Origin of the sequence: Pseudomonas sp. Marseille-Q0931, assembly GCF_940789645.1 — a bacterium.
Taxonomy (GTDB): Bacteria; Pseudomonadota; Gammaproteobacteria; order Pseudomonadales; family Pseudomonadaceae; genus Aquipseudomonas.
Genome location: NZ_CALNWT010000002.1, coordinates 434,880 through 446,485, shown reverse-complemented (window position 1 = coordinate 446,485; position 11,606 = coordinate 434,880). Strand labels below are relative to the sequence as shown.

Annotated in this window: 9 protein-coding genes; 7 read left to right on the top strand and 2 right to left on the bottom strand. The window is 61.2% G+C overall.

The window, feature by feature from the left end:
• Positions 1–282: 282 nt before the first annotated feature.
• Both P3C50_RS08240 and P3C50_RS08235 read right to left on the bottom strand, forming a co-directional pair.
• A complete protein-coding gene (locus P3C50_RS08240; protein WP_275545627.1) occupies positions 283–924 on the bottom strand; it encodes a TetR/AcrR family transcriptional regulator in 642 nt (213 codons plus the stop codon).
• Between the two features lie 99 nt (positions 925–1,023).
• Positions 1,024–2,403, bottom strand: a complete 1,380-nt coding sequence (locus P3C50_RS08235) for a glutamine synthetase family protein (RefSeq protein ID WP_275545626.1) — start codon at positions 2,401–2,403, stop codon at positions 1,024–1,026.
• A gap of 782 nt (positions 2,404–3,185) precedes the next feature.
• On the opposite strand from P3C50_RS08235, the gene P3C50_RS08230 reads away from it, so the two are divergent.
• The 7 genes from P3C50_RS08230 to P3C50_RS08200 all read left to right on the top strand — a co-directional run bounded on the left by P3C50_RS08230 (position 3,186) and on the right by P3C50_RS08200 (position 11,546).
• Positions 3,186–4,544: a glutamine synthetase family protein gene (locus tag P3C50_RS08230; protein WP_197858116.1), complete on the top strand. Its 1,359-nt coding sequence runs from the start codon at positions 3,186–3,188 to the stop codon at positions 4,542–4,544.
• 77 nt (positions 4,545–4,621) lie between these two features.
• Entirely contained in the window at positions 4,622–5,995 is a 1,374-nt protein-coding gene (locus P3C50_RS08225) for an aspartate aminotransferase family protein (protein WP_275545625.1), read from the top strand.
• Positions 5,996–6,146: 151 nt separating this feature from the next.
• Positions 6,147–7,241, top strand: coding sequence for a polyamine ABC transporter substrate-binding protein (locus tag P3C50_RS08220; RefSeq protein WP_275545624.1), 1,095 nt, complete (start codon positions 6,147–6,149; stop codon positions 7,239–7,241).
• 227 nt (positions 7,242–7,468) lie between these two features.
• The gene (locus P3C50_RS08215; RefSeq protein WP_197858113.1) at positions 7,469–8,560 is read left to right on the top strand and encodes a polyamine ABC transporter substrate-binding protein; all 1,092 of its coding nucleotides are present in this window, start codon (positions 7,469–7,471) and stop codon (positions 8,558–8,560) included.
• Positions 8,561–8,611: 51 nt separating this feature from the next.
• A complete protein-coding gene (gene potA, locus P3C50_RS08210) occupies positions 8,612–9,766 on the top strand; it encodes a polyamine ABC transporter ATP-binding protein (protein WP_197858112.1) in 1,155 nt (384 codons plus the stop codon).
• 23 nt (positions 9,767–9,789) lie between these two features.
• Positions 9,790–10,671, top strand: a complete 882-nt coding sequence (locus P3C50_RS08205; RefSeq protein ID WP_275545718.1) for an ABC transporter permease subunit — start codon at positions 9,790–9,792, stop codon at positions 10,669–10,671.
• The gene (locus tag P3C50_RS08200; protein ID WP_275545623.1) at positions 10,668–11,546 is read left to right on the top strand and encodes an ABC transporter permease subunit; all 879 of its coding nucleotides are present in this window, start codon (positions 10,668–10,670) and stop codon (positions 11,544–11,546) included. Before P3C50_RS08205 ends, P3C50_RS08200 begins: the two co-directional genes overlap by 4 nt.
• Positions 11,547–11,606 lie beyond the last annotated feature (60 nt).

Below are 11,606 nucleotides of genomic sequence, written 5' to 3'. Positions count from 1 at the left end.
GCGGTCAGCCGAACCCGGTACTGACCTGTGGTGGCCCACGGGTCAAATCATCAGGGCCTTTTTTCGATTTATATCCGATAAATATCGGTATTAGAAGATGTGATTGGTCGGTTCTCGATAAAATTGCAGATTTTTATCGATCCTGATCGGGTGTGTGCTTGTGGGAGCGGACTTGTCCGCGAAAGGGGGCGCGGTGTTTTTTCGCGGACAAGTCCGCTCCCACAGAGGCTCCCAGGCTCCCAGGCACAGAGGCACGGGCTTGGGGGCGTGGCGATAGACCGGTCAGGCCAGCGGCGTGGCCCGTTTCGGCAGCGCAGCCGGCAGGTACAGGCCCAGGTAGGCGTCGAACACACGCATGCCTTCCTCGGCCAGGCGTGGCGCGATTTCACCGTACAGCTGCACTGCGTGGGCGTAGACGCGGTCGCCCAGCGACATGGCCAGGCTGAAGACCTCGATATCCGTCGGCAATTGCGGCAGGGGGAAGTGGCGGTCGAACAGCGCGCGCATCAGTCGGCCCAGCTCCAGGTCGTGCTGGTGATCGGCCTGGGTGATTTCCGCTAGGCCGTGCTGGGCGAGGATCAGCTGGCGCGCGGCGGCATCGGCTGCGTAGATGGCCAGCATGCGTTGCTCGACCAGGCGCGACAGATCGTGCCAGCTGCGCAGTGCGGCGTGGTCGACCGGCTCCAGCAGGCTGGCGCGAAAGGCCGCGTGCACGTCGGCAGTCAGCCCTTCGAGCAGGGCGGGCACGCTGGCGAAGAAGTGATACACCGAAGAAGGCGGAATACCCGCGCGCTCGGCCACCGTATAGATCGACAGGTTGGCCATGCCCTGTTCGGCCAACAGCTCGCGGGCTGCCGCGAGAATCACGGCGATACGGGCCTGGCTGCTGGCGCGCGGCTTGCGGGTGCTGGCTGGGCGCGACATGGCGGGCTCCTCGATGAACGAGGCGCTATTGGACGTCAGGCAAGGTCACTTGGGCAAGCATGCTCAGCCGCCCGCACCTGGGTGCGGGCGGCCTACGGTTTACACGGTGTGCAGGTACCAGTTGTACTCGAGGTCGGAGATGGTGGTCTCGAACTCCTGCAGCTCGGCTTCCTTGCATGCGACGAAGATGTCGATGTACTTCGGGTCGATGTACTTGTTCAGCACTTCGCTGTCGTCCAGCTCACGCAGGGCATCGCGCAGGTTGTTCGGCAGGCTGGGTTCGAGCTGATCGTAGGCGTTGCCTTCGATCGGCTCACCCGGTTCGATATGGTTGGTCAGGCCGTGGTGGATACCGGCGAGGATCGACGCCAGCATCAGGTAGGGGTTGGCGTCGGCGCCGGCCACACGGTGTTCGATACGTACTGCATCGGCGCTGCCGGTCGGTACACGCACGGCCACGGTACGGTTGTCCAGTGCCCAGCTTGGCGCGTTGGGCACGTAGAACTGCGCGCCGAAGCGACGGTAGGAGTTGACGTTGGGGCAGAGGAAGGCCATCGACGCGGCCATGGTATCGAGGATGCCGCCGACGGCATGACGCAGCGAGGTGTTCTCCAGCGGATCTTCGGCGGCGAAGATGTTCTTGCCGGTCTTCTTGTCCAGCAGCGAGATGTGCACGTGCAGGCCGTTGCCCGCCTGGCCCGGGTAGGGCTTGGCCATGAAGGTGGAATCCATCTCATGGTCGTAGGCGATGTTCTTGATCAGGCGCTTGAGCAGCAGCGCGTAGTCGCAGGCCTTGATGGCATCTTCGACGTGGTGCAGGTTGACCTCGAACTGCGCCGGGGCGCTTTCCTTGACGATGGCGTCGGCCGGGATGTCCTGCTCCTTGGCGGCTTCGAGCATGTCCTGCAGGCAGTCGACGTACTCGTCGAGGTCATCGATCAGATAGACCTGGGTGGAATGCGGGCGCTTGCCGGAGATCGGCGAACGCGGCGGCTGCGGACGGCCGTTCACGTTCTCCTGGTCGATCAGATAGAACTCCAGTTCGAAGGCTGCACAGATACGCAGGCCCAGTTCGTCGAACTTCTGTACCACCTGGCGCAATACCTCGCGCGGGTCGGCGAAGAAAGGCGTGCCGTCCAGCTCGTGCATGGTCATCAGCAGCTGCGCGGTCGGGCGCTTCTGCCAGGGCTCGTTGCACAGGGTATTGGGGATGGGGAAGCAGATACGGTCGGCGTCGCCGATGTCCAGGCCGAGGCCGGTGCTCTCGACGGTGGAGCCGTTGATGTCGAGGGCGAAGAGCGAGGCGGGCAGGTTGATGCCTTTCTCGTACACCTTGTGAAGGGCGTTCCGGTCGATGCGCTTGCCGCGCACCACACCATTCATATCTGCAATAAGAAGGTCGACGAACTGGACCTCGGGATGTTCCTTGAGGAACGCGTTCGCTTCGTTAAGCTGAACGGCACGCGGGGGTACCGACATGATGCAACACCTTTTTGTTAAATATATCAATCATGCGACTGCATGGGTGTGAGTCAATCCGAAACGCACTTTACTGTCAAGCAGGCTGCATAGTGCCCTGTAGTGGGGCGTGATGGCCATTTTTGGGGCGTTTCAAGGCCTTTCAGCCTGCCCCAAACGCTGATCTTTCAGGGTGCTCAGTGGGGTGTGTTCAATTTTTTACAGGGCTATTGTGTAAAAAAATGAACAAGGCTAAGCTCGGTTCAAACCCATAACAGCAATAATACGGGTGTCTCATGTTTTGCCTGCCGGCCATCGGCGTCAGCGCTTGTACCAGGACCATCGGTCACGCTACCTCCTCGCGCATCAGCGAGGCGAGTCTGCACATCATGCGGGCTCGCATGACCGCTGCAATGCGGCAACCTCCTTCCTCTGCGGCCTGCGTGCCGCGCGACCTGTCACGTCAGGTTCTTCGTCCACCCTATATTCTGCACGATAGCGTACGCGGCCAAGCACCGCTGCCTGGCATGCGCCTTGGCCCGCGTCATGCAATGTACGACCCGCTCGCCGGCTTCGCAGGTTTCGCGCAAGGCCGCGAGATAGACAGTCCGGCGCCTGCAGGCGAGGGCGAACAATTTTGTTTCGGTGGAGTGAAATGCAAGGTGTCGGAGGTGCCGCACCCCTAGTAGCATCCACACGAATATCTCGCCTTCTTCCAGGCCTTTGGTGAGGCTTGCAGGGAGAGGGCGGGGCAACGCTGAACCCGCTATAACGCAAGCAGGTTCTACAACCCTGAGGTCTCTATGAGTACCAAGTTAGACCAGCTCACGAGCTGGCTGAAAGAACGCAAAATCACCGAAGTCGAATGCCTGATCAGCGACCTGACCGGCATTGCCCGCGGCAAGATCTCGCCGACCAACAAGTTCCTCGACGAGAAGGGCATGCGCCTCCCCGAGAGCGTGCTGCTGCAGACCGTGACCGGCGACTATGTCGAGGACGACATCTATTACGACCTGCTGGACGAGGCGGACATCGACATGTTCTGCCGTCCAGACCCCAATGCGGTATTCGTCGTGCCCTGGGCCATCGAGCCCACCGCCATGGTGATTCACGACACCTTCGACAAGCAGGGCAACCCCATCGAGCTGTCGCCGCGCAACATCCTCAAGAAAGTGTTGCAGATGTATGCCGACAAAGGCTGGAAGCCCATCGTCGCACCTGAGATGGAGTTCTACCTGACCAAGCGCAATAGCGACCCGGACTTCCCGCTGGTCGCGCCGGTAGGGCGCTCCGGCCGGCCGGAAACCGGTCGCCAGAGCTTCTCCATCGACGCGGCGAACGAATTCGACCCGCTGTTCGAAGACATGTACGACTGGTGCGAGCTGCAAGGCCTGGATCTGGACACCCTGATCCACGAAGAAGGCCCGGCGCAGATGGAAATCAACTTCCGCCATGGCGACGCGCTGCACCTGGCCGACCAGATTCTGGTGTTCAAGCGCACCATGCGCGAAGCCGCGCTCAAGCATGACGTGGCGGCCACCTTCATGGCCAAGCCGATCACCGATGAGCCCGGCAGCGCCATGCACATCCACCAGAGCGTGGTGGACATCAAGACTGGCAAGAACATCTTCTCCAACGAAGACGGCACGATGAGCGAGCTGTTCATGCATCACATCGGCGGATTGCAGAAATACATCCCCGAGCTGCTGCCGCTGTTCGCGCCGAACGTCAATTCCTTCCGCCGCTTCCTGCCCGATACCTCGGCGCCAGTGAACGTGGAGTGGGGCGAGGAAAACCGCACCGTCGGCCTGCGTGTGCCGGAGGCCAGCCCGCAGAACCGCCGCGTGGAAAACCGCCTGGCCGGCGCCGATGCCAACCCCTACCTGGTGCTGGCGGCGACGCTGCTGTGCGGCTACATGGGCATGGTCGGCGGCGTTAACCCCGGCGCGCCGGTCAAAGGCCGTGGTTACGAGCGGCGCAACCTGCGTCTGCCGGTGACCATCGAAAGCGCTCTGGAGCGTATGGAAGCCTGCAAGGACGCTGAAAAGTTTCTCGGCGAGAAGTTCATCCGTGGCTATGTCGCGGTCAAGCGTGCCGAGCACGAGAACTTCAAGCGCGTGATCAGTTCCTGGGAGCGTGAGTTCCTGCTGCTGTCGGTATAGAGCGCCGTGGGAGGGGCTTCAGCCGCGACAGTCGCCGCTAAAGCGCCTCCCACGGGAGCTCCGGATAAGGTGTGGTAATGAACAAGCAAGCGAGCAATCCCAAGACTGCCCAGTGGCAGGCCCTGAGCCAGGCTCATCACCTGGCGCCGTTCAGTGATTACAAGCAGTTGGCCGAAAAGGGCCCGCGCATCATCACTGAGGCCAAGGGCGTGCACCTGTGGGACAGCGAGGGCAACAAGATCCTCGATGGCATGGCCGGTCTGTGGTGCGTGGCCGTGGGCTATGGCCGCGAGGAACTGGTCGAAGCTGCGGCTACGCAGATGCGCCAGTTGCCGTTCTACAACACCTTCTTCCAGACCGCCCACCCGCCGGTGCTGGAGCTGGCCCATGCCATCTCGCAACTGGCGCCGGCCGGTATGAACCACGTGTTCTTCACCGGCTCGGGCTCGGAAGGCAACGACACCATGCTGCGTCTGGTACGCCACTACTGGGCGTGCAAAGGCCAGCCGAACAAGAAAATCGTTATTGGTCGCGATAACGGTTACCACGGCTCCACCGTGGCCGGCGCCAGCCTCGGCGGCATGAAGTTCATGCACGAGCAGGGTGATCTGCCGATCCCCGGCATCGCCCATATTCCGCAGCCGTACTGGTTCGGCGAGGGCGGCGACCAGTCGCCGGAAGAATTCGGCATTTGGGCCGCCGACCAGCTGGAGAAGAAGATTCTCGAGCTGGGCGTGGACAATGTCGCCGCCTTTATCGCCGAGCCGATCCAGGGTGCCGGTGGGGTGATCATCCCGCCGGAAACCTACTGGCCGCGGATCAAGGAAATCCTCGCCAAGTACGACATCCTGTTCGTTGCCGATGAAGTGATTTGCGGTTTCGGCCGGACCGGCGAGTGGTTCGGCAGCCAGTACTACGACCTCAAGCCTGACCTGATGACCATCGCCAAGGGTTTGACCTCGGGCTACGTGCCGATGGGCGGGTTGATCGTCAGCGACAAGGTGTTCGAAGTGATCGAGGCGCATGGCGACTTCAACCACGGCTTCACCTATTCCGGTCACCCGGTAGCGGCGGCGGTGGGCTTGGAGAACCTGCGCATCCTCAAGGAAGAAGGCATCGTTGAACGCGTGAAAGCGGAAACGGCACCGTATTTGCAGCGTCGTCTGCGTGAACTGGCGGATCATCCGCTGGTGGGCGAAGTGCGCGGCGTCGGCATGCTCGGCGCCATCGAACTGGTGCAGGAGAAGGCGACGCGTAAGCGCTTCTCTGGCGATGTGGGCGTGGGCATGGTTTGCCGTGGGCACTGCTTCAACAATGGCCTGATCATGCGCGCGGTGGGCGACACCATGATCATCGCGCCGCCGCTGGTGATCAGCTTTGCCGAGATCGACGAACTGGTGGAAAAGGCACGCAAGTGTCTGGACCTGACGCTGGAACAGGTGGCGAGCTGAGTCGCTGTGAATACACAGCGTGCAGTCGGTTACCACGGGAAAGTTGTATCACCGCGATGACCTTGCCAGACTGCGCCAGAGTGCGCGGGCCGGCCAGACCGGAAGTACTTGCGCTCGATCGCAAAACGACAAAACAACAGGAGCTGTTCGCATGAAAATTTTCGGCAAGACTCTTCTTGCGTTGTCCCTGACCGCAGCCGTGGCTGGCGCTGCGCAGGCTGATAGCAAGGTACTGCATGTCTACAACTGGAGCGATTACATCGCCGAAGACACCATTGCCAATTTCGAGAAGGAAAGCGGCATCAAGGTGGTCTACGACGTCTTCGACAGCAACGAGACGCTGGAAGCCAAGCTCTTCGCGGGCAAGTCCGGTTACGACATCGTCGTGCCCTCGAACAACTTCCTGGCCAAGCACATCAAGGCCAAGGTCTACCAGCCGCTGGACAAGTCCAAGCTGACCTGGGACAACCTGGACAAGAACCTGCTCAAGACCGTCGAAGTCAGCGACCCGGGCAACCAGTACGCCTTCCCCTACATGTGGGGTTCGATCGGCATCGGCTTCAACCCGGAGAAGGTCAAGGCCGTGCTGGGTGAAAACGCCCCGGTGGACTCCTGGGACCTGCTGTTCAAGCCGGAAAACATCGAGAAGCTGAAGTCCTGCGGTGTGTCCTTCCTCGACTCGCCCACCGAGATCCTGCCGATCGCTCTGCAGTACCTCGGCCATGAGCCGACCAGCACCGACTCCAAGCAACTCAAGGAAGCCGAGGATCTGTTCATGAAGATCCGTCCTTCGGTGACCTACTTCCACTCTTCCAAGTACATCTCCGACCTGGCCAACGGCAACCTCTGCGTGGCCGTGGGTTATTCGGGCGACATTTACCAGGCCAAGTCCCGTGCCGAAGAGGCCGGCGGCAAGGTCGAGGTGGCCTACAACATTCCGAAGGAAGGTGCCGGCACCTTCTTCGACATGCTGGCCATTCCGGCGGATGCCGAGAACGTCGATGCGGCCTACACCTTCCTGAACTACCTGCTCAAGCCGGAAGTGATGGCGCAGATCACCAACGAAGTGCAGTTCCCCAACGGCAACGCCAAGGCCACCGAACTGGTCGACGAGGCGATCCGCAAGGACCCGGGCATCTACCCGAGCGAGGACGTGATGGCCAAGCTGTACGCCTTCCCTGACCTACCGGCCCCGGCACAACGTGCGATGACCCGCAGCTGGACCAAGATCAAATCCGGTCGCTGATCGAAGCAGTGCATGACCTGGCGGGCACGCCTGCCAGGTCACGCAGCAACACTTAAAAGGATCACGATAAAAGGGCCGGGATGGCCATCGTTTTGCGCCTGTTTGGGCTGAGAGCCTTGGGAAGTGGCGGTGCGGCCTGATCCGACTCCGGCGGTCGCTGATTCCTGACGCGTTTTCCTATAAAGTGCCGCGCTTTTTTAGCGGCGCACCAAAGCGAGGATGAAACTGTGCGAGTAACCCTGCCCAAGACTCTGATCGCCCTGGCAGCCGCTAGCCTGAGTGGAGCCGCTCTGGCCCAGCAGACGGTGCATATCTACAACTGGAGCGACTACATCGGCGAAGAGACGCTGGCCGAGTTCGAACAGGCCACTGGCATCAAGCCGGTCTACGACGTCTTCGATTCCAATGAAACGCTGGAAGGCAAGCTGCTCGCCGGTCGTACCGGTTATGACGTGGTGGTGCCGTCCAATCATTTCCTCGGCAAGCAGATCAAGGCCGGCGCGTTCCAGCCGCTGGACCGTACCAAGCTGCCGAACTGGAGCAACCTCGATCCGGCGCTGCTCAAGCAGCTCGAAGCCAACGATCCGGGCAACCAGTACGCCGTGCCCTATCTGTGGGGCACCAACGGCATCGGCTACAACGTCGAGAAGGTCAAGGCGGCGCTGGGTGTCGAAAAGATCGACTCCTGGGCCGTATTGTTCGAGCCGGAGAACATGAAGAAGCTCGCCAGCTGTGGCGTGTCCTTCATGGATTCGGCCGACGAGATGATTCCCTCGGTGCTCAACTACCTTGGCCTGGATCCGAACAGCCAGAGTGCCGATGACTACGCCAAGGCCGAAGCCAAGTTGATGGAAGTGCGTCCCTACGTGAGCTACTTCCACTCTTCGAAATACATCTCCGATCTGGCCAACGGCAACATCTGCGTGGCGTTCGGTTATTCGGGGGACGTTCTGCAGGCGGCCGACCGCGCCGAAGAGGCCGGAAAGGGCATCGAAATCGCCTATGCGATTCCCAAGGAAGGCGCCAACCTGTGGTTCGACATGCTGGCCATCCCCAAGGATGCCCGCAACCTCGAGCAAGCCCATGCCTTCATCAACTACCTCCTCGATCCCAAGGTGATCGCCGGCGTCAGCGACTATGTCGGCTATGCCAACCCCAACATCAATGCGGGGGAAATCATGGACCAGGAGATTCGTCAGGACGAGTCGGTGTATCCACCACAGGCCGTGCTGGACAAGTTGTACGTGATGGCCGAACTGCCGCCCAAGGCGCAGCGTCTGATGACCCGCAGCTGGACCAAGATCAAGTCGGGTCAGTAACCGTTTCAGCCCGGCCGGCATGGCCGGGCGCTATCTTCCGGGAGTTTCCGAATGGCTGTTGCCTCCAGCGCCTATAAAAAAGCCCTCGAAGGGGACCAGAAACCGAAAGAGGTGCTGGTCAAGATCGATCGGGTGACGAAGAAGTTCGACGAAACCGTAGCAGTCGACGATGTATCGCTGACCATCAACAAGGGCGAAATCTTCGCCCTGCTCGGTGGCTCGGGCTCCGGTAAATCCACGCTGCTGCGCATGCTCGCCGGTTTCGAGCGGCCGACCGAAGGGCGCATCATCCTCGATGGCGTCGACATCACTGACATGCCGCCGTACCAGCGGCCGATCAACATGATGTTCCAGTCCTACGCGCTGTTCCCGCACATGACCGTGGCGCAGAACATCGCCTTCGGTTTGCAGCAGGACAAGCTGCCCAAGGCCGAGATCGACGAGCGCGTGGCCGAGATGCTCAAACTGGTGCACATGACCCAGTATGCCAAGCGCAAGCCGCACCAGCTCTCCGGTGGCCAGCGCCAGCGTGTGGCCCTGGCCCGCTCCCTGGCCAAGCGTCCCAAGCTGCTGCTGCTCGACGAGCCGATGGGCGCGCTGGACAAGAAACTGCGTTCGCAGATGCAGCTGGAACTGGTGGAAATCATCGAGCGCGTCGGCGTGACCTGCGTGATGGTGACCCATGACCAGGAAGAGGCCATGACCATGGCCCAGCGCATCGCCATCATGCACCTGGGCTGGATCGCCCAGACCGGCAGCCCGGTGGACATCTACGAGACGCCGACCAGCCGCCTGGTGTGCGAATTCATCGGCAACGTCAACCTGTTCGACGGGCAGATCACGACCGACGAAGTCGACCACGCGATCATAGATTGCCCGCAACTGGACAAGCCGATCTACATCGGTCACGGCGTCAGCACCCGCGCCGAGGACAAGAAAGTCAGCTACGCACTGCGCCCCGAGAAGTTGCTGATGGCCACCGCGCTGCCGGACGATCACGAGCACCCGCAATACAACTGGAGCCATGGCCACGTGCATGACATCGCCTACCTCGGCGGTCATTCGGTCTACTACGTCAAGCTCACCTCCGGGCAGGTCGTACAGTGCTTCATCGCCAACGCCGAGCGCCGCGGCAAGCGTCCGACCTGGGACGATCCGGTGGTGGTGTACTGGGAAGACGACAGCGGCGTGGTACTGCAATCATGAAAATGAGCAAACTGGCGCGGTATCTGCCCAGTGGGCGGCATGCCGTGATCGGCATTCCGTTCCTCTGGCTGTTCATGTTCTTCCTGCTGCCGTTCATCATCGTGCTGAAGATCAGCTTCGCCGAGGCGGACGTGGCGATCCCGCCGTACACGGAGATCTACGAGTGGGCGGACAACAAGCTGACGCTGTTGCTGAACTTCGGCAACTACATCTTCCTCACCGAGGATGCCCTGTACTTGGCCGCCTACCTGGGGTCGTTGAAGGTGGCTTTCTTCAGTACCCTGCTGTGCTTGGTGATCGGCTACCCGATGGCCTACGCCATTGCCAGGGCTCCGAAGTCGCAGCAAACCGTGCTGCTGCTGCTGATCATGATGCCGACCTGGACTGCGATCCTGATTCGCGTCTACGCCTGGATGGGCATCCTCGGCAATAACGGCCTGCTCAACAGCCTGCTGATGGGCATCGGCCTGATCGACTCGCCGCTGCAGATTCTCAATACCAACACCGCGGTCTACATCGGCGTGGTCTATTCGTACCTGCCGTTCATGATCCTGCCGCTCTACGCCAACCTGGTGAAGCACGACCTCAGCCTGCTGGAGGCCGCCTCCGACCTGGGTTCGAGCAACTTCAACAACTTCTGGAAGATCACCGTACCGCTGTCGAAGAACGGCATCATTGCCGGCTCGATGCTGGTGTTCATCCCGGTGGTCGGTGAGTTCGTCATCCCCGAACTGCTCGGCGGTCCGGAGACCCTGATGATCGGCAAGGTGCTGTGGCAGGAGTTCTTCAACAACCGCGACTGGCCGGTAGCCTCCGCTCTGGCGGTGGTGATGCTGGCGATCCTGATCGTGCCGATCATCCTGTTCAACCGTAACCAAGCCAAAGAGCTGGAGGGCCGCCCATGAAGCGTTTCAGTTTCTCCAGCCTCATGCTCTGGGTCGGTTTGGTCTTCATCTACCTGCCCATGGTCATCCTGGTCATTTACTCGTTCAACGCCTCGCGGCTGGTAACGGTCTGGGGCGGCTGGTCGGTCAAGTGGTACGTCGGCCTGCTGGACAACTCCCAACTGATGAACGCGGTGATGCGCTCGCTGGAAATCGCCTGCTATACCGCGATTGCAGCGGTGGCGCTGGGCACCCTGGCGGCCTTCGTGCTGACCCGCATCACCCACTTCAAGGGGCGCACGCTGTTCGGTGGTCTGGTCACCGCACCGCTGGTGATGCCGGAAGTGATCACCGGCCTGTCCCTGCTGCTGTTGTTCGTGCTGATGGCGCAGCTGATCGGCTGGCCAATGCAGCGCGGCATGGCCACCATCTGGATCGCCCACACCACCTTCTGCTCGGCCTACGTGGCGGTAGTGGTGTCGTCGCGCCTGCGTGAACTGGACATGTCCATCGAAGAGGCCGCCATGGACCTGGGTGCTCGGCCGTGGAAGGTGTTCTTCCTGATCACCGTGCCGATGATCGCGCCGTCGCTGGCAGCGGGCGCCATGATGTCCTTCGCCCTGTCGCTGGACGACCTGGTTCTGGCCAGCTTCGTATCCGGTCCGGGCTCGACCACCCTGCCGATGGAGATCTTCTCCGCCGTGCGCCTGGGGGTTAAGCCGGAGATCAACGCGGTGGCCAGCCTGATCCTGCTGGCGGTGTCGTTCGCCACCTTCCTGGCCTGGTTCTTCGCCCATCGTGCCGAGGAAAAACGCAAGAAAGCCATGCAGCAGGCGATGGACGAGACCACCAATCCATCCTGGCAGCCGGCCAGCGGTCAAAGCAGCAGTCACTGAGCTGCAGGCTGAAACCAAAACGGGCCCCGCAGGGCCCTTTTTTTTGTTGCGCTGGGTAGG

Coding starts and splice junctions, on each gene's coding strand:
- P3C50_RS08230 (WP_197858116.1), top strand. CDS start 3,186: ATGAGTACCAAGTTAGACCAGCTCACGAGCTGGCTGAAAGAACGCAAA.
- P3C50_RS08225 (WP_275545625.1), top strand. CDS start 4,622: ATGAACAAGCAAGCGAGCAATCCCAAGACTGCCCAGTGGCAGGCCCTG.
- P3C50_RS08200 (WP_275545623.1), top strand. CDS start 10,668: ATGAAGCGTTTCAGTTTCTCCAGCCTCATGCTCTGGGTCGGTTTGGTC.
- P3C50_RS08235 (WP_275545626.1), bottom strand. CDS start 2,403: ATGTCGGTACCCCCGCGTGCCGTTCAGCTTAACGAAGCGAACGCGTTC.
- P3C50_RS08220 (WP_275545624.1), top strand. CDS start 6,147: ATGAAAATTTTCGGCAAGACTCTTCTTGCGTTGTCCCTGACCGCAGCC.
- potA (WP_197858112.1), top strand. CDS start 8,612: ATGGCTGTTGCCTCCAGCGCCTATAAAAAAGCCCTCGAAGGGGACCAG.
- P3C50_RS08240 (WP_275545627.1), bottom strand. CDS start 924: ATGTCGCGCCCAGCCAGCACCCGCAAGCCGCGCGCCAGCAGCCAGGCC.